Origin of the sequence: Tatumella sp. UCD-D_suzukii, assembly GCF_000611875.2 — a bacterium.
Taxonomy (GTDB): Bacteria; Pseudomonadota; Gammaproteobacteria; order Enterobacterales; family Enterobacteriaceae; genus Tatumella; species Tatumella ptyseos.
The window spans coordinates 67,005-84,061 of sequence record NZ_JFJX01000001.1 but is presented as its reverse complement, the minus strand read 5'-3'; the positions used below and the strand labels follow the sequence as shown (position 1 = coordinate 84,061).

At 52.3% G+C, this 17,057-nt stretch carries 23 protein-coding genes; 9 read left to right on the top strand and 14 right to left on the bottom strand.

The genetic code is table 11. From position 1 onward, the window contains the following. Nucleotides 1-30 precede the first annotated feature (30 nt). From flgH to flgB, 7 genes are read right to left on the bottom strand one after another with little or no spacing between them, the layout of a single operon-like run. Nucleotides 31-699 (bottom strand): flagellar basal body L-ring protein FlgH, encoded by a 669-nt coding sequence (gene flgH / locus CG67_RS00410; protein WP_025901006.1) that lies wholly within the window; start codon nt 697-699, stop codon nt 31-33. A 9-nt stretch (nt 700-708) separates the two neighbouring features. Then, nucleotides 709-1,494, bottom strand: a complete 786-nt coding sequence (flgG, locus tag CG67_RS00405; RefSeq protein ID WP_025901005.1) for a flagellar basal-body rod protein FlgG — start codon at nt 1,492-1,494, stop codon at nt 709-711. A 27-nt stretch (nt 1,495-1,521) separates the two neighbouring features. After that, a complete protein-coding gene (flgF, locus tag CG67_RS00400; protein ID WP_025901004.1) occupies nt 1,522-2,253 on the bottom strand; it encodes a flagellar basal-body rod protein FlgF in 732 nt (243 codons plus the stop codon). Further along, complete coding sequence (locus CG67_RS00395; protein ID WP_025901003.1) at nt 2,253-3,068, bottom strand: flagellar hook-basal body complex protein; 816 nt, start codon at nt 3,066-3,068, stop codon at nt 2,253-2,255. Before CG67_RS00395 ends, flgF begins: the two co-directional genes overlap by 1 nt. Before the next feature lie 33 nt (nt 3,069-3,101). Then, entirely contained in the window at nt 3,102-3,758 is a 657-nt protein-coding gene (locus CG67_RS00390; RefSeq protein ID WP_025901002.1) for a flagellar hook capping FlgD N-terminal domain-containing protein, read from the bottom strand. After that, nucleotides 3,755-4,177, bottom strand: coding sequence for a flagellar basal body rod protein FlgC (flgC, locus tag CG67_RS00385; RefSeq protein ID WP_025901001.1), 423 nt, complete (start codon nt 4,175-4,177; stop codon nt 3,755-3,757). The genes CG67_RS00390 and flgC overlap by 4 nt, the downstream gene beginning before the upstream one ends. A gap of 18 nt (nt 4,178-4,195) precedes the next feature. Then, entirely contained in the window at nt 4,196-4,543 is a 348-nt protein-coding gene (flgB, locus tag CG67_RS00380) for a flagellar basal body rod protein FlgB (RefSeq protein ID WP_025901000.1), read from the bottom strand. A 166-nt stretch (nt 4,544-4,709) separates the two neighbouring features. On the opposite strand from flgB, the gene flgA reads away from it, so the two are divergent. The 3 genes from flgA (at nt 4,710) to CG67_RS00365 (ending at nt 6,192) form a co-directional block, all read left to right on the top strand. Then, a complete protein-coding gene (flgA, locus tag CG67_RS00375; RefSeq protein ID WP_025900999.1) occupies nt 4,710-5,405 on the top strand; it encodes a flagellar basal body P-ring formation chaperone FlgA in 696 nt (231 codons plus the stop codon). Between the two features lie 65 nt (nt 5,406-5,470). Then, a complete protein-coding gene (gene flgM, locus CG67_RS00370) occupies nt 5,471-5,749 on the top strand; it encodes a flagellar biosynthesis anti-sigma factor FlgM (RefSeq protein ID WP_025900998.1) in 279 nt (92 codons plus the stop codon). Next, nucleotides 5,746-6,192: a flagellar protein FlgN gene (locus CG67_RS00365; RefSeq protein ID WP_025900997.1), complete on the top strand. Its 447-nt coding sequence runs from the start codon at nt 5,746-5,748 to the stop codon at nt 6,190-6,192. The genes flgM and CG67_RS00365 overlap by 4 nt, the downstream gene beginning before the upstream one ends. On the opposite strand, the gene CG67_RS00360 is transcribed toward CG67_RS00365, so the two are convergent. Genes CG67_RS00360 through CG67_RS00330 form a run of 7 tightly spaced genes read right to left on the bottom strand, consistent with a single transcriptional unit; the run spans nt 6,189 to nt 12,552 of the window. After that, on the bottom strand, nt 6,189-6,608 hold the full coding sequence (locus CG67_RS00360; protein WP_025900996.1) for a flagellar FliJ family protein: 420 nt from the start codon (nt 6,606-6,608) through the stop codon (nt 6,189-6,191). The genes CG67_RS00365 and CG67_RS00360 overlap by 4 nt on opposite strands. Beyond that, nucleotides 6,605-7,927 (bottom strand): FliI/YscN family ATPase, encoded by a 1,323-nt coding sequence (locus CG67_RS00355; RefSeq protein ID WP_025900995.1) that lies wholly within the window; start codon nt 7,925-7,927, stop codon nt 6,605-6,607. Before CG67_RS00355 ends, CG67_RS00360 begins: the two co-directional genes overlap by 4 nt. Next, entirely contained in the window at nt 7,924-8,601 is a 678-nt protein-coding gene (locus CG67_RS00350; protein WP_025900994.1) for a FliH/SctL family protein, read from the bottom strand. Before CG67_RS00350 ends, CG67_RS00355 begins: the two co-directional genes overlap by 4 nt. 12 nt (nt 8,602-8,613) lie before the next feature. Beyond that, nucleotides 8,614-9,645: a FliG C-terminal domain-containing protein gene (locus tag CG67_RS00345; RefSeq protein ID WP_025900993.1), complete on the bottom strand. Its 1,032-nt coding sequence runs from the start codon at nt 9,643-9,645 to the stop codon at nt 8,614-8,616. Further along, nucleotides 9,620-11,194 carry a flagellar basal-body MS-ring/collar protein FliF gene (gene fliF / locus CG67_RS00340; RefSeq protein ID WP_025900992.1) on the bottom strand — a complete coding sequence of 525 codons (1,575 nt, stop codon included), beginning with the start codon at nt 11,192-11,194 and terminating at the stop codon, nt 9,620-9,622. The genes CG67_RS00345 and fliF overlap by 26 nt, the downstream gene beginning before the upstream one ends. 12 nt (nt 11,195-11,206) lie before the next feature. Continuing rightward, nucleotides 11,207-11,542 (bottom strand): flagellar hook-basal body complex protein FliE, encoded by a 336-nt coding sequence (fliE, locus tag CG67_RS00335; RefSeq protein WP_025900991.1) that lies wholly within the window; start codon nt 11,540-11,542, stop codon nt 11,207-11,209. Between the two features lie 20 nt (nt 11,543-11,562). Further along, the gene (locus tag CG67_RS00330; protein ID WP_025900990.1) at nt 11,563-12,552 is read right to left on the bottom strand and encodes a sigma-54-dependent Fis family transcriptional regulator; all 990 of its coding nucleotides are present in this window, start codon (nt 12,550-12,552) and stop codon (nt 11,563-11,565) included. Between the two features lie 352 nt (nt 12,553-12,904). On the opposite strand from CG67_RS00330, the gene CG67_RS00325 reads away from it, so the two are divergent. Genes CG67_RS00325 through flhB form a run of 6 tightly spaced genes read left to right on the top strand, consistent with a single transcriptional unit; the run spans nt 12,905 to nt 17,057 of the window. Further along, nucleotides 12,905-13,756, top strand: a complete 852-nt coding sequence (locus CG67_RS00325; protein ID WP_025900989.1) for a FliM/FliN family flagellar motor switch protein — start codon at nt 12,905-12,907, stop codon at nt 13,754-13,756. Between the two features lie 3 nt (nt 13,757-13,759). Further along, on the top strand, nt 13,760-14,140 hold the full coding sequence (locus CG67_RS00320; protein ID WP_025900988.1) for a FliM/FliN family flagellar motor switch protein: 381 nt from the start codon (nt 13,760-13,762) through the stop codon (nt 14,138-14,140). Beyond that, nucleotides 14,137-14,886: a flagellar type III secretion system pore protein FliP gene (gene fliP / locus CG67_RS00315; RefSeq protein ID WP_025900987.1), complete on the top strand. Its 750-nt coding sequence runs from the start codon at nt 14,137-14,139 to the stop codon at nt 14,884-14,886. The genes CG67_RS00320 and fliP overlap by 4 nt, the downstream gene beginning before the upstream one ends. A 2-nt stretch (nt 14,887-14,888) precedes the next feature. Beyond that, nucleotides 14,889-15,161, top strand: a complete 273-nt coding sequence (gene fliQ / locus CG67_RS00310; protein WP_025900986.1) for a flagellar biosynthesis protein FliQ — start codon at nt 14,889-14,891, stop codon at nt 15,159-15,161. A gap of 5 nt (nt 15,162-15,166) precedes the next feature. Continuing rightward, nucleotides 15,167-15,949, top strand: coding sequence for a flagellar biosynthetic protein FliR (fliR, locus tag CG67_RS00305; RefSeq protein WP_025900985.1), 783 nt, complete (start codon nt 15,167-15,169; stop codon nt 15,947-15,949). After that, nucleotides 15,933-17,057, top strand: coding sequence for a flagellar type III secretion system protein FlhB (flhB, locus tag CG67_RS00300; RefSeq protein ID WP_025900984.1), 1,125 nt, complete (start codon nt 15,933-15,935; stop codon nt 17,055-17,057). Before fliR ends, flhB begins: the two co-directional genes overlap by 17 nt.

The window sequence follows — 17,057 nt, the reverse complement described above, 5'->3', positions numbered from 1 at the left end:
AATACTCAGAAAGATACGCACCCTGACTCCTTACATCGGGAAGAGCGGATGGTTAAAGAAACGCGTTAACCAGCCGGCGCTGTTAGCATCACTCAGCGCACCTCGTCCCGCATAGGAAATACGGGCGTTGGCAATGCGTTGTGAATTTACCGAATTATCGCGGTCAATATCATCCGCCCGAACCAGGCCGGTGACACGAATATATTCATCGCCCTGATTCAGGGTCAGCCATTTCTCACCGCGGATCACTAATACGCCATTCGGCAGCACACGATAAACCGCGACCGTAATATAGCCTTTCAGGCTGTTCTGCTGTTGTGAACTGCCGTTACCGTTAAACGTCCGGTCTCCGTCGACGGAGGCTGACAGGCTGTTCACCGAATGTCCGAAGATATTCGGGATCCCGAAAGTGGTATCATTCTTCTTATCAAACCCGGTTTTCGCCTGCTTACTCGCCTGTGTCGCTTCATCCAGTTTGACCGTCAGGATATCCCCGACACGATAGGCGCGGCGATCCTGGGTCAGCGACCAGTTAAATCCGGTGCTGTATAAACCGCCTCCGTGAACTGCCGGCTCCGGAGCCATAATTTCATCCGGCGGAGCATAGGCCGCGTCATCTTTTCTCACTAAATAGGGTGAGCTTTCACAGCCCGTCAGTAAGCAACACAGTCCCCAGAAAATCAGTAATGAATAGCGCATCCGTCGTCCCTATAGCGTCTGGGTCACAAATTTCAGCATGTCATCTGCCGCAGAGACCATTTTGGCATTCATCTCATATGCCCGTTGCACCGTGATCATATCCACCATTTCTTCAACGACCTGCACGTTCGAGCCTTCCAGCGCGCCCTGTTCAAGCTGACCGAGACCATCTTCACCGGGGGTTCCTTCCGTCGCATCTCCACTGGCTGCCGTTGCCTGATAAAGGTTATCCCCCTGGGCTGAAAGCCCGGCCGGGTTCATAAAATTCACCAGCGTCAGTTGCCCCAGCTCCTGCGGATCGGTTTCACCGGCAACCGTGGCTCTGACGGTGCCGTCTTTGCCTATCTGGATATCTGTCGTATTAGCGGGGATAGTAATTTCCGGCTGTAACGGTAAGCCTTCCGCCGTAGTCAGGACGCCGTCCTGATTACGCTGGAAATTCCCCGCCCGGGTATACCCGGTATCCCCGTTGGCGAGCTGCACCTGGAAGAACCCGTCCCCGGTGATCGCCACATCTAATTTCTGCCCGGTGTTCTGGATATTGCCCACACTGAACTCTTTCTGCGTGCCGACAATTTTAACCCCGGTCCCGTATTGTGTGCCGGTGGGCGTCGTGTTCTGCTGATCCAGCGGACTGCCGGCAGATCGCTGATTCTGATAGAAAAGATCGGCAAACAGCGTGCGATCCTTTTTAAACGCCGTGGTATTAACGTTTGCCAGGTTATTGGAAATGGTTGTCAGACGTGCATCCTGTGCACTTAATCCGGTTTTACTGATCCACAATGCAGGATTCATTATCGCTTCTCATGTTAACGCTGCAGATTAGCTGTTTCTCAGCAGCTGATTACCCGCTGAGGCTAAATCATCGGCGGTTTTCATCATTTTAATTTGCGCTTCAAACTGCCGGTTAACCGACATACTGGCGAGCATTTCCCCGACGGCAGACACGTTCGAGCTCTCAAGATGCCCGGAGACGACCCGGACACCTTCATCGGCGGGATTATTACGCTGAGAGCTGACCAGCAGCCCTTGCTCATTTTTAGATAACGACGAAGCCGGGGGGTTAACCAGCCTGAGGCGATCGACGTCGACGGGCGTGGTGTTACCGCTTTCCTGCGGAACAATAGAAATAATGCCGTCCTGACCGATACTGACCGACGAAAACGGCGGCAGGATCACCGGCCCGTTATCCCCGGCGACCGGATACCCGTGAGCATACATTTGCCCCTGAGAATCAATGGTCAACTGGCCGTCACGGGTAAAAGCTTCGCCTTTTCCCGTCACTACGGTCAGATACCCCTGCCCCTGGATCGCCACATCCAGGTTCCGGCCGGTGGCCTGGATGGCACCGGCAGACAGATCGACCCCGGAAGGGCTTTCGCTGTTCATCACCCGTGTTTCTCCGGGATTAGCCGATAAAGCCTGCTGCTGCGCTAATGCCAGGTCAGCACGAAAGCCTTCTGTATTGACGTTCGCCAGGTTGTTCGCATGGATCTGCTGCTCCTGCTGGGCCACACTGGCCCCGCTGAGCGCGGTGTACAATAAGCGATCCATCAGATGGCCTGGAATAAGGCGGTGAACATGCTGCTATCGGTGCTGATCACTTTGGTATTCGCCTGATAGTTGCGCTGGGCACTCATCAGGTTGACCAGTTCGCCGGTCAGATCAACGTTGGAGGACTCTAACGAACCGTTATGCAGGCTGCCTAACACACCGCTTTGTGCAACACCGAACTGTGCTGCGCCGGATTCCCCGGTCGCGCTCCAGGTGGTACCGTCTTCCGCCTGCAGTTGGTCTTCATTCGGAAAACTGGCCAGTGCCACCTGTCCAACAGTATATGTATGACCATTGGTATAGGTCGCCAGTACATTTCCCTGCTCATCCAGACTGACGCCGCTCAGATCACTGCCATCACTACTCTTCTGGGCTACCGTAAGAGGTGATACCTCGGTCGTGCTTGTCGGGATTGCGGTGGTACTTCCCGCGGTTTTCTCTACCGGGTTAGCTAACATATACCCCTCGTACTGTAAGCCGGTGTTATTGACCAGCTTCCCGTCTTTATCGACCTGTACGTAACCCGCACGGCTGAATTTCTGGCTTTTATTGGAATCATGTAATACAAAGAAACCCTTACCGCTGATGGCCATATCCAGGCTGCTGGAACTGCTCACTAATGACCCGTTCGCATCGATACTTTGCTGAGCGCCCTGGTCCAGCACACCGTTACCGGTGCCATTCACATACAGAGCGGAAAAGTTCTCCCGTCCTGATTTGAAGCCGACAGTATCGGCATTGGCAATATTGTTGGAAATCGTGTTTAGCTGGGCGCTGACCGCATTTAATCCACGAATAGCGATATTAAAACTCATGATCTGTTTTCCTCTGGTCGTCGATAAACCGCGTTAAGCCATGCTGAATTGTGTAATTGCGCTGTAGCTGACATCTCCCAGCCCCTGAATATTCAGGATGGGATCGCTGCCGGATAACGGGAAACGGACGGATTTGACCGTTCCTGCCAGTTCAGCGGTTAATCCGCTCTGGTCGTTATCCGTAGTGACACTCAGACTATAGGTGCCTGCAGGTAAGCCCGCGGCCGCAGGATCCAGAGTAAAGCTGACATCACCGGCCGCCGCAGATCCCAGAGACACCGGATACGCGTGACCGCTGCTGTCTGTCAGGGTCAGCGTCACCTGCGAAGCGGCATGGCTGAGGGTGGTCCGTCCGCTGATGGCGGTGGTTCCGTCCGTTGTCAGCGAGTCGGCCTGCACCATGACAGACTGCCCGGTCAGCGCACCAATGCTTTGTTTTTGCAGAGAACTGACCTGCCGCGACGTACCGGTCATCAGGCTGGTCATACTGTCCATCGATTGCACCTGGCTCAGTTGTGCCAGCTGACTGACATATTCTTTACCATCCGTAGGATTGGTCGGATCCTGGTTCTGAATCTGAGCCACCAGCAGTTGCAAAAACATATCGCTGATCTGACTCCCGGCCCCGGACGCTGAGGCCGTGGTGCTGCCGGTCGTGCCGGTCGCCGTTGTACTGGTACTGATATTCATGAGTTACCTTCCCCCAGTCTGAGCAGGCTTTGCTGCATACTTTTAATATTACTCAGCACATCCACATTGGTTTCAAAGCTCCGGCTCGCCGACATCATATCGGCCATTTCATCCACCGTATTGACCTCGGGGTAATAGACATATCCCTTCGCATCGGCCAGCGGATGATGAGGTTCATAGCGGGCGATGGCCCCCGGTTGTTCGGTAATGGCCGTCACGGCAACACTGGCAGAGGCTCCGTCTGACCCCATGGACTGGTCAAGTACCGCACTGAAGACCGGCTGCCGTGCCTTATAAACACTCTCTGCGGAACCCGCGGCGGTATCGGCGTTGGCCAGATTACTGGCAACCGTGTTAAGGCGGATCATCTGCGCATTCATGGCAGAGCCCGCTATCTGATAGATGGCATTAAATCCCATGATTAGGTCTCCTGGCCGTTACTTGCCTTCAATTGCGCTCCGCAGGTTGCCGAATTGCATATTTAAAAAGGTGAGGCTCATCTGAAAGCTTTGGCTGTTGCTGGCAAAAGCCGTTTGCTCGTTATGTAATTCAACGGTGTTCCCGTCGGCGCTCGCCTGCTGCGGTATCCGGTACAGCGTTTCTGCCACCTGCGGAAGGGTACTGCCTTGCTGCCGTTGCATCTCAGCGGCAAAATCAATATCTTTAGCCTGGAAACCGGGCGTATCCGCATTCGCTAAGTTTGCACTGAGGATTTCGGCACGTTGTAGCCGTAGATCGATAGCCTGAGGGCTATTACCCAACGCCCGATCGAAAGAGATACTCATCAGAATCTTGCCTGTGTTATTCAGAAACTTTCGCAGTCTGAATGCAATTTACATGCCAGAAATAAAATAATATTTTAAATAATAAATTCATAAGGTTAAAAGAATGCCGCGGCCAATGAGGAAAAGAAACTTCCGCCCGGACGTCCGGGGAATTTCCTGCCGGTTGATGACGATACTGCTGATGTTTTCCCCGCTGGCTGCCCGTAGCGAGACGTCTGTCGAAACGCAGGCGGAGCAGTGGGTCGGACAGCAGGTACGGGCTTATGCCCTGCAACAAGGCTGGCAGCAGGTCACCGTCCGGCCGAAGGTCTCTTTTTTTACCGGGGAGAACCGGCTGCAACCCTGCCCTTCCGGACTTACCTTCAGTGCGCCGGCACGAAATGCACCGGTGACACGTTTCCCGTTGTTGATCAGCTGTGCCGACCCCGCGGGAAGCTGGAAGACCCGGGCCGAAGCCATAAGCAGTATTACGCTGCAGGCGATTGTCACCGCAGACGACCTGCCTGCCGGCACCGTGCTTAGCCCTGATAATACAAAAACGACGAAGGTACAGATCCTGCCGGGACAACGGCCCGGGATCCTGACACGCGCAGAAGATATTATGCAGATGGCGCTGAAGCGTTCACTGCCCGCCGGGCAACCGTTGACGCTCAGTGTGTTAAAAGCGCCTTTACTGATCCGCCGTGAGCAGCCGGTCACCTTACTGATCCGGCAGCCGGGCCTGGAGCTTTCCGCGCCGGGGGTTGCTTTGCAAAATGGTGTCAGAGGGGCGATCATTAAGGTAAAAAACAGCAGCAGCGGCCGGGTGCTTATCGGCAAGGTCATCAATGAACAACAGGTCAGCGTCAGAGCCATTGAATAAATCAGGGGCTGCCACTTAATTTATAGCCAGACAGCGTCGTTATAAGCAGGAAACGGAGATTATTTATGATAAAGCTGACATCTGTGACGCATAACGACAGGGTAAATACCCCCGTTATTTCTTCGCAAAATAATGAAACGGCGATTAAAACGTCTGCCCCGAAAGTCTTGTCTGCCTCCACAGAGCAGACCATGATGGACGCCCGGCAAACATTAGCCGCCATGCCAGAGGTGGATAGCGCGAAGGTCGCCGAAATGAAAGCCGCCTTAAGCCTTGGTGAACTCACTGCGGACAGCGACGGACTGGCCCGGTCTATGCTCGGTTTTTACCAGAGGTCTGAATGAGTAAGGCTGACCTGGTTCGCACGCTGTGCACGGAACTGCTGGCAGACAGGCAACATCTGCACGCGATCAACGCGATATTATCGGCCCAGCGTCAGGCGATCCTGACGTATGCACAGTCTGAACTCGACGAACTGAATCAGCAATTGATGCAACACTACCGGCAGTTACATCAGCATGCCCGACAGCGCATAGCGGGTTTACAGCAACTGGGATTACCCGCAGCCCCGCAGGGCATGACGCAATTACTGGCAGAACTACCGGAAGCCGCCCGGCAGCCGTTGCAATCCGCATGGCAGGAAATAACAGAGCGACTGCAGCATTGCCAGCAGGCCAATAGCCATAACCAGCAACTCATTGAAATGCAATACGATATATTACAGAACAGCCTGCCTGCGACGGGCGAGGGACTGTCCTGGCTTTATCAGCCAGGCCCGCACGCTTAGGATTTTCGGGCAAAACGGAGGGCAGCTAAGGCATCCGTACTCTTTTGCTCCTGCCGGTGTTGCTGCTGCAATCCGGTCCGCGCCACTTCATGACCATAACTTTCCAGCCGCTTATACTGTAAATGACTTTCCAGTAACGCCGATTGACGCCGGACTAACTCCTGCTCAGCGGTAAGCTGCTGCTGCTGCTGCCAGCGGAGCAATTGACGCAGTTCCCGGGCATAATTCTCCTGGTTATGCAGGGCTAAGCCATGGGTCAGCGGACTGACGGGCGCATGCAAAAATTCCTGCAAGGTATGGATTCGGGACTGCATACCGCGAATGACCTTCTGCTGTTCATTGACCCGCTGCTGACACTGTTGTAACTGCTGACGGCGAAGGCGTTCAAGCGTCTTCAGCGGATCTGTCTGGCTCATTCACCCGCCGTCCCGTGTGCCAGCGCCAGTAATTGCTGCCGGCTGTCCGCAAATGCACTCAGTTGCTGCTCTTCCTGTTGTAAAAAACGATGGAGAGACGGGGATTGCTCCACCGCCAGATCCACCTCAGGATCGGCCCCTGCCACATAGCCTCCCAGGGCCATCATCGGCTTAATTTCCCTGAAACGGGCATATTGCTGCCTGAGCTGTCTGGCCGCACGACGGTGATCATCAGACGCGACCAGACTCATACAGCGACTGACGGATTGACTGATATCAATGGCGGGGAAATGACCGGCTTCTGCCAGCGTACGTGATAACACAATATGTCCGTCGAGTACGGCGCGTGCCGCATCGACTATCGGATCCTGCTGATCATCCCCTTCGGCGAGGACGGTATAAATCGCCGTCAGGCTCCCTGTGCCTTCGCCATTACCTGCGGCTTCCACCAGTCGCGGGATCAACGAAAATACCGATGCCGGATACCCTTTCGTCGCTGGCGCTTCCCCCAGCGATAAGGCGATTTCACGCTGTGCCATAGCGTAACGGGTTAAAGAGTCGATCATCAGCAGCACATGAAAGCCCTGGTCACGGAAAAAAGCCGCCACGGTATGGCAAAGTTCGGTCGCTTTTAAACGCATTAGCGGGCTTTCATCCGCGGGCGCAACAATCACAATCGCCTTCTTCCGCCCCTGCTCCCCCAGGGTATGATTCAGGAATTCATTCACTTCACGGCCACGCTCACCGATCAGACCGACCACCACGATTTGTGCTTCTGTCGCCCGTGCCATCATGCCCAGTAAAACACTTTTCCCGACGCCACTGCCTGCCATCAGGCCGACGCGCTGACCACGTCCCAGGGTCAGGAAACCATTGATCGCACGGATCCCGACATCCAGCGGGTCACTGACCGGTCTGCGTTTCAGTGCAGGGACGGCGGGAAGCTGATCCGGGACGACAAATGCGCCACCGACAGGGCCAGCCTCATCGACCGGCTCACCCAGTCCATTGAAAATACGGCCTAACCACTCTTCACCGATGGCCAGACCGGCTGAATTGCCGGCAGGGAAGACGCGGGCACCACTGTGTAAACCCGAAGGATTCTGCAAAGGCATCAGATACGTCAGTTCACGATTGAAACCCACCACTTCCGCAACAATTCTCTGCCGGTGAGCGGTTTCGATTTCACAGCGCTGACCAATGGCTAACGGACAGCCACTGACTTCCATCAGCGGCCCGGTGACCCGGCAAAGTTTCCCGGCATCCAGGCTCAGAGGCACCGCCGCCAGTGAGGCCAGTGCGTGATCCAGGCCCTTCACGTATTTGGCTCTTGCAGACTTTTTTCCAGCGTCGCCAGGCAGGTGTTCAGACGTTGCTGACAACCGAGGTCAATTTCCTGTTCCGCCGTATCGATAATACATTCCCCCCGGGCCAGATCCGGAACTGACTGTAAATTCCATGCCGCTTGTTTTTCAGGGGCAAGCTTAACAATGGCGTCAAAATCGGCTTCAGCCACCCGAACCGCAAAGGAGTGTTCACTGAGTTGCTCGGAGGCCAGCTTGTCTTCAATCAGCGAAAGTAACAGTTCGGGACGACTGGTAATTTCATGGCGGATCACCAGACCGGCAATACGGGTGACCAGCGCAAGTGTGGCTTCATTCTGTTGTTTTTCGGCTTGTGCATACCAGGCGGTAAGCTGTTCTGCGGCGGCATCCAGCGGGGCACAGGCTTGCTGAAAAAGGGCCTGACTTTCTGCCAGTCCCTGTGCCCTGCCTTCCGCAAGGCCCTGTGCTTTCCCTTCGCTCAGGCCGAGAGAGAATCCCTCAGTCTTGCCTTCTGCCAGCCCCTGGCGGTAGCCGTCGGCTTTCGCTTGTTCGAAAGCCGTTTCCCGGGCGGCCAGAGATACCGTTTCAGGCGCAGGTGATACGGCAGTGCTCTTGCTCTCTTCAGAGCGCAGGGCCGGAAAACGATAACGGCTGAAAGAGTGATCCATCAGGTTCTCCTGTTATTCGACAGTACGTTCAGCGTACATCTGGATCCTGATTTCACCCTCTTCGGCCAGCTGACGAAGGGTGCCCATGATGTCACGGCGGACCTGCTCAATACGGCTTACCGGCACCGGTCCCAGGCGCGCAGAGGTCTGCTCCAGCTGACCGATTTGCCGTTTCGGCATAATGCTGAAGACGGCATTACGTAATACCGGTTCGGCACCTTTAAGCGCGATGGCCCACTCTTCCAGCGGAATTTCATCAAACAGACGCTGTAATGTTTCTTCACTCTGACGACTCAGAATAAAGAACTCATACATCTGATCTTCCAGGGCTTTCACCAGCGAAGCATCCTGCTGTTTCAGTTGCTCCAGCAACTGATTTTGCTGCTCAGGAAGGCGATTGATAATATTGGCAGCATGTTTTGCGCCGGTAATACGGGAGCCATGTTCCGAAATAATGGCAATGCCCCGCTCAATGAGCTTATCCAGTTCATCAATCACATCGCGGTTAATGTCATCCAGACGGGCGATCCTTAACAGGATTTCATCCTGGCGGGACGCGGGTTGCATCGCCAGCACACCGGCCGCCACATCGGGCGGCAGAAAGGCCAGGAAGATAGCCTGAAGCTGTACATGTTCCTGACAGATCAGCGCAGATAACTGCGATGTATCCACCCATTGCAGACGCGCCATCCGGTAACGGATAGCATCGCCATAAATGTGGTTCATCACGCTCATCGCAATTTCCGGCCCCAGTGACTTCTGCAAAATGTTTTGCAGGTAAATCCGGGAACCGCCATGGATCCCGCTTTGCTGGCGATAATCATCAAAGAAGTGATTAAAGGCCTGGTGTGCTTGCGAAACTTTAACACCCTGTAAGCGTGCCATGGTTTCACTCAGAATAATCACCTCTTCGCGGGAGAGCTTCTGCATCACTTTTGACGCGGCATTTTCACCAATGCTCAGCAAAAGGATCGCCGCCTGCTCGAGACTGTTTCGTTGCCGTGTCAGCAAAGAGACGTTAGACGTTGTCGCGGGATCGGTCATTACTATTTATCCATTGTTTAATCACTTCAGCGATCCGGTCGGTCTCATTCTCAGCAAGTTGCTGTAAATAAGCCACTTTATCTTCTATACCTGAGGCGCGTGGCGGCAGCTCAGCTTCATTATCAAACTGATGTCCGCTGGCCGACGCATTGCCATCGCCCTCGCCCATCGCAGGCCCGGTTCTGTCAGCATTTGTCTGTAATTGCTGCTTCCGTGCCATCATCCGCGGACGGATCACCAGCACGATCATCAGCAAGGCTAACAGGCCTATGCCTCCCCGGGTGACCCAGAACTGAATATCCGGTTGCTGCCACCAGGCAATCACAGGGACGGAAACCGCTGGCGGAGCCACAAAACTCAGCTTATCCAGCGATAACGTATCACCGCGTGAACTATCAATACCCGCGGCATTTTCTAACAGGCTTTTTAACTGACCAAGCTGCTCCTCAGACATCTTCGCGATGTTTCCGGCGGAGGAATTCAGTGCAACGGCTACCTGTAAACGAGCCAGTTGCTGGTCAGGGTATTTAATGTGTCTGATTTGCCGGTCATACGCATATTTACGTTGCGTCTGGCTGTGATTTTGGGCCGTTTTAGCATTACTGTCAGGCTTACTTTCGGCTGGCGGACGGTTACTTAACGTCCCGGGGACCCCGGAGGCCGGGGCCAGGACTGTATCATCACTGTTGATCTGTTCTTCCAGAACCCTGGGATCCCCTTGTAATACCTCATCCGTCTCTTCCGATTTACGCAAATCCAGAGCCGGCATCACGGTCACACGATAATTGTTATGGCCCACCGCAGAGTCGAGCAGTTGCGTCAGGTTTCTGGTCACCGGCCGGGCGACCGCCTGCAGCAAGTCATCCGACACTGACTGATCATCAACGGTCCCATCCAGCAACGCCCCGGTTTGATCGACCACGTGGACATTCGTGGCCAGTAAACCGGGCACACTGCCCGCCACAAGCTGGGTGATCGCACGTACCTGAGCCGGTGTTAAGCGGACACCGGCGGAAAGCGTCAGTACCACCGAGGCACTGCTCGGGGGTTGATTGGATAATACAAAGCCGCTTTCAGCCTGAATGCCCAGATGCACCCTGGCGTCTTCAACGCCCTGAATCGACATAATACTGCGAGCCAGCTCTCCTTCCAGCCCCCGCTGATAACGGATATTCTGGATATACTGGCTTGCGCCAAGGATTTCATCCTTATCCATCAGTTCGAAACCCGGGGCGACCATGGGCTGAATATTTTTACCGGCCAGTACCATCCGGGCACGGGGCAGCACATCATCGGCCACCAGAATCTGGCCGTTATCCGGGTTAACACGGAAATCAATATGTTCAGTGGCTAACGCGTTCGCCACCGCATCCGCAGAGACTTTCTGATGAGTGCCATATAAAGGGACATAGTGAGACTGACCACGCCAGAGAATAGCAACAATCAGCAGACTGAATACTGCACCCAGGGTCGCAAGCACCCAGGGCTTTTTGACGGTATCGATGGGAAACTGCTGCCGGGCGAACCAGCTTTGTAGCGAATTAAGCACGATGGCTCCGAATTAAAGAGGGGTATTAAGGAGGTCATCCAGGGCACTGGTCAGCTTATTCCGTACCTGCAGGAGTGCGGAAAAACTGATATTCGCTTTCTGGCTGGCCACCATCGCACCGGCCAGGTCATCGCTTTGCCCGGCATTTAAGGCCTGCTGTCTGGAGGCGGCATCCAGTTGCAGCTGATTCACCTGAGAAACAGATTGCGACAATACCGACTGAAAACTGCTTTCCTGAGAGAGTGCAGGAAGAAAAGCGCCTTCATCTGCCGAAATTACCGGCGAAACATCACTAAGGCTTGATGCGGGTACCGCTGTCGATAACGATACTAAAGGATCTAAAACCATGATCTTGTTATTCCTGATACTTAAATACTCAATCCTGCCTGACGCATTGATGTCAGCCGATAACGTAATGCACGCGGGGTGATCCCCAGTTTTTTAGCGGTCAGTGTTTTATTGCCTTCGCATTGTTCCAGAAGATCAAGAATATATTGTTGCTCGACCCGTTTACCCATCTGACGGATAGAGGGGGTATTCTGCTGAGGTAATGATCTTTCTGACGGAGCCGCGGGGGCCGGTAATCCGAGGTCAGCCAGCGTTAACTTGCCTTGCTGACACAGAATTAACCCGCACTGAATTTTATTTTCGAGTTCACGGACATTTCCCGGCCAGTCGTAGTCCAGTAACGCCTGACATACCTCAGGGGATAATTCGGCTTCCGTGGCTGAAAAGGCGCGGTATTTTTTTAAAAAACAACTGACCAGTGGCAGGATATCTTCACGCCGTTCACGCAGAGGAGCAATGGTCAGTGGTAAAACCGCGAGCCGGTAGAACAGATCCTGCCTGAAGCGGCCTTCAGCCACGGCCGTGGGTAAATGCTGATGCGTGGCCGCAATGATCCTGACAGATAATTTAATGCGGCGGGTACTGCCCAGACGTTCCACTTCCTGCTCCTGCAATACCCTTAATAACTTGGCTTGCAATGACAGTGGCATATCGCCAATTTCATCCAGTAATAATGTGCCACCATTTGCCTGTTCAAATTTACCGGGCATGGATTGCACAGCACCGGTAAATGCCCCTTTTTCATAACCGAATAAGGTGGCCTCCAACAGGCTGTCAGGGATCGCTGCACAGTTAACACCGATATAGGGGGCAGAGCTAAGCGTACCGAATTGCTGGCGGTGAATATAACGCGCAATACACTCTTTTCCTGTGCCTGATTCACCATAAATTAATACCGGCACAGCGACTCTGGCCATTTTTTCGGCCATGCGCAGAGTTTCCATACTCCTGGCAGAGTATGAAATAAGATCAGCATCAGCAGTATTTATCCCTGAAGAATAACTACTCATTGATATTTCCCGGAAGTAATGTGAATTTTTATTTAAATTTTTTCAAAAAACCGAAGCAATGGAACCAGTTTCATTAACATCATTAATAAAAACTGGTCAGATAAATCTTGTTTTTATTTAATCTAACCTATCTGCAGAGATTCTGAACCCCCTGATATTTTTATAGTTTATAGGTTACAGGTGACTAAAAGAACAGCACCGCCCATCCCTTAAAGAAATAAACGGATAATTCTCATTTAAATCTAAACAAATCCCTTGCAACTGGCAACCAATATCTCATAAGATTCCAAAAATTTCCGGCCTAATGCTAAGTATAACTAATTAGATACTGCATGCAGACACTGGGCAGCCCATGGTTCTTTGCAAAAATATTTTAAAAAAACTAAACATCAGCCCGAATGACACTATTCTGCCTTTAGGGGTAAGTCAGTTGGGAAAACCCTGGCACAAACTGGCTGAACACATTAATAAAAATTATGATAATTTTGATGCTGCATTAAGCCGTTATTTCCTGAATAAGTTCAGGGTAAATACTTCGCTGGCTAACATTAACTTCACTATTGAAGAGAATAAAAAATGCCATCAAATATATTCCTGTGCTGCGGGAAAAATAGCCTTTGAAATTGATCGTGCCCTGTTGCTGAATTTATTACATGACTTTTATGGCGTCAGTGATACCCCTGAGACAGACAATAACACTGAGATTACTCAGACCGAAAAACGGTTGCAGGAACGCCTCGGGGATGAGATCTGCAAAATATTTTTGACACCGGAAGTCGCCGGCCAGCCTCTGTCGATGACGCCTGTCCATAATCAGCAGCACAGTCATTGGGCCTGGTGCCTTTCTTTCCGGTTACGCGGCTATCCGCAGGGTGACATTACCTTACGTTTTGACCATCCCCTGATTGATCAGATACTGAGCACATTACGCAATGATACTGAGCAGGCGGAGCAAACGACATTTTCTGAAGCCTGCCTGGAATCACAGTTACGTCGTCTTCCTTTCACACTCAACGCACAGTTAGTGTGTATGGAAACCACCCTGGAAAAATTACTCCGTCTGCAGGTTGATGATGTTTTACCTGTTTTTCTTAATGAGTCCGTTCCCGTCACATCAGGCGATGAAGTGTTATTTCATGCCAAAGTCTCTGAACATCAGGGGCAGCTCGTCCTGTCAGAATTTATTGATCATTACACCGGGTAAATAATGAATTACGAAGATAATCAAACACCGTCAGCTTTTTCTCTGGATGATATTAATTTTGATGAGTTATCCGCCACCACGACGGAAGATAATGCCGCAGTGAACTCACAACAACGTCAGGAAGAAAACCGGAAACGCCAGTTATTTAACCGTATTCCGTTAACACTGACCTTAGAAGTGGCTTCTGTCAGTGTCTCTCTGGCCGACCTGTTAGCGGTGGATAAAAATACGGTCATTGAATTGAATAAAATGGCCGGTGAGCCGCTGGATTTAAAAGTGAACGGCGTACTGTTTGGTAAAGCTGAAGTTGTCGTGGTAAATGATAAATACGGTTTACGTATTATCGAATTCACCGGCCAGCCGTTAAGTGACCTGACCTCATGAATGTCTGCCGTTACTGGCGACAATGCTGCGCCGGTTTACTGATGATAGTGACGCCTTGTCTGACGGCGGCGGAACCGGGCCTGACATTATTCAGTACCCGCAGTGGCCCGGGCGGGCAGAGCTATAGCGTGAATATTGAAATCCTGATCCTGATGACCTTGCTCGGTTTATTGCCGGTGATGGTACTGATGATGACGAGTTTCACCCGCTTTATTATTGTCTTAGCCATACTGCGTCAGGCGCTGGGATTACAGCAAACCCCACCGAATAAGGTACTGACCGGGATCGCGCTTTGTCTGACACTGCTGGTGATGCGCCCGGTATGGACGACGATCAATCAGGAAGCGCTGATCCCTTATCAGGCGGGGAAAATTTCGCTCAATGAAGCGCTGATTGACGCCAGCCAGCCTTTGAAGAAATTTATGCTGGCCCAAACCAGTAAAACAGCCATGAGCCAGATCATGAGTATTGCGCATGTGACCGGCAACCCTGCCGATCAGGATCTGACCATTATTACTCCTGCGTATTTACTGAGTGAGTTAAAGACGGCGTTTCAGATTGGCTTTATGATCTATTTGCCGTTCCTGGTCATCGACTTAATTGTCTCGAGCATTTTAATGGCCATGGGAATGATGATGCTTTCACCGATGGTGGTGTCGCTGCCGTTCAAATTACTGCTGTTTGTATTATGTGATGGCTGGTCACTGATCACCGGCACGCTGACCCAAAGTATCCAGGGTTTTTAATCATGTTCACGTTAGATAGCATCAGTGACCAAATGGGCGGTGCCATTCAGTTAGTCCTGCTGATTTCTGCCGTTATTATTCTGCCCGGATTACTGGTCGGTCTCTGTGTCAGTATCTTCCAGGCGGCCACACAGATTAATGAACAAACCCTCAGCTTCCTCCCTCGTCTGGTCGTGACCCTGCTGGTACTGATTGTGACCGGAAAATGGATACTGATTAAGCTCATCGACTTTACGCAGGTGCTCTTTCATCAGGCCGGGAATATTTCAGGTTAACCGGCATGCTTGATCTCTCAGGATTTTACAGCCATCTGTTAGCCCTGCTATTACCCTGGGTCAGGATAGTGTCGTTTCTGCAATTCAGCCCGCTGGCTGACAGTACATTGATTCCGCGAAAAGTCAGGATCGTCCTCTCACTGGTGCTGACGGCGTTAATTGCCCCCCTGCTGCCGGTGACCTCACCCCCGACATTTTTATCCGTCGCCCTGCTCACCCAGGTTGCCGAACAAATTGCCTGGGGACTCATTTTCGGCCAACTGCTGCAACTCGCCTTCTCAGCATTACAGACAGCAGGCCAGATCATTGCCATGAATATGGGCCTGTCGATGGCAGTACAGAACGACCCGATCAATGGCACCAGTAATACCCTGGTCTCACAACTGTTTAATTTAACCATGGTGCTGATCTTTTTTGCAGCCAACGGCCACTTATTACTGGTGACGGTGTTGTATCAGGGATTTGTCTATTGGCCGGTAGGCTCGGCACTTAACTGGCCTTCGGTAAATACCTTAATTATCAGTTTTGGCTGGATAATCTCTGCGGCGGTGATCATCGCCCTGCCCTCAACGGTGATCATGTTATTAATTCAGGGCGTCTTTGGTTTACTGAATAAAATATCACCGACACTGAATTTATTCTCTCTGGGTTTCCCGCTGGCGGCACTGGCCGGGATAATCAGTATTGCCTTACTGATCCCGACCCTGTCCGGACACTATCTCTCACTGACGGATCAGGTCATTCATCAGTTTGACCTGCTGAGGACAGCCCATGTCTCAGGCCAGTGATAAAAGCGAGAAGGCAACACCGGCAAAACTTAAAAAAGCCCGCGAAAAAGGCGATACCGGGCGGGCCAAAGAGTTTTCATCCGCAATTTCACTGGCAGTCGCCTTTATGACCCTGACCGGGTTACTTCCCTGGTACTGGCATCTGATTGGCGATTTTTTCCGGCAAGCGTCTGAGATAGCGCATACCCCTGACCCGGGGTCACGTTTAATTCTGCTGACCGGTAAAGCGCTGGGATTGTTATTAACCATCACACTCAGCTTTTGTGCGGTTCCGCTGGCCGCCGGTATCGCTACGCTGTTCAGCGGCGGGTGGATATTCAGCCTGAAAAAAATCGTGCCGGACGGTAAACGACTGAATCCGTTAACCGGTTTTACCCGCTTGTTTGCCGCCGATAATTTTATCGAATTAGCGAAAGTGATACTGAAAGCCGGGCTTATTTTACTGATGCTAAGCCTGTTATTACGCCATTCACTACAGGAAATCATGTTGTTATCGCAGCTCGGCTGGCCTGTGGCGATGAGCAAAGGACTGACTCTGGTCGCCCGTCTTTTCGGCTATTTTGTGCTGCTGATGCTGGGGTTTGCCCTGATTGAATGGCCACTCAGCCGCTATCAGTTCCGGCGTAAAATGCGAATGACGCGACAGGAAGTCAAAGATGAATTTAAACACAGCGAAGGGAACCCGCAGATCAAAGGACGTTTACGCCAGTTACAACGCCAGCTGGCCCAGGGGCAACTCAGAAAAACCGTGCCGCAGGCCAATGTGATTATCACCAACCCGACCCACTATGCGGTGGCACTGAAATATGATCCGCAGGCGGCGGCAGCACCGTATGTGGTCGCGAAAGGGGCCGATGAACTGGCGCTTTATATCCGACAGATTGGCGAAGAACATCAGATAGAAATCGTTGAGTTCGCGCCGCTGGCCCGGGCCGTCTATGCCTCGACACGTGTGAATCAGCAGATCCCGAATCAGCTTTATCAGGCCATCGCCCATGTACTGACCTACGTCATGCAATTACGACGCTGGCGGCAGGATAAATCTCAGCTAAAACCGACCATCAATCGAAAAATCCCGATGCCTTCAGAAGGACAATTCCGTGAATAA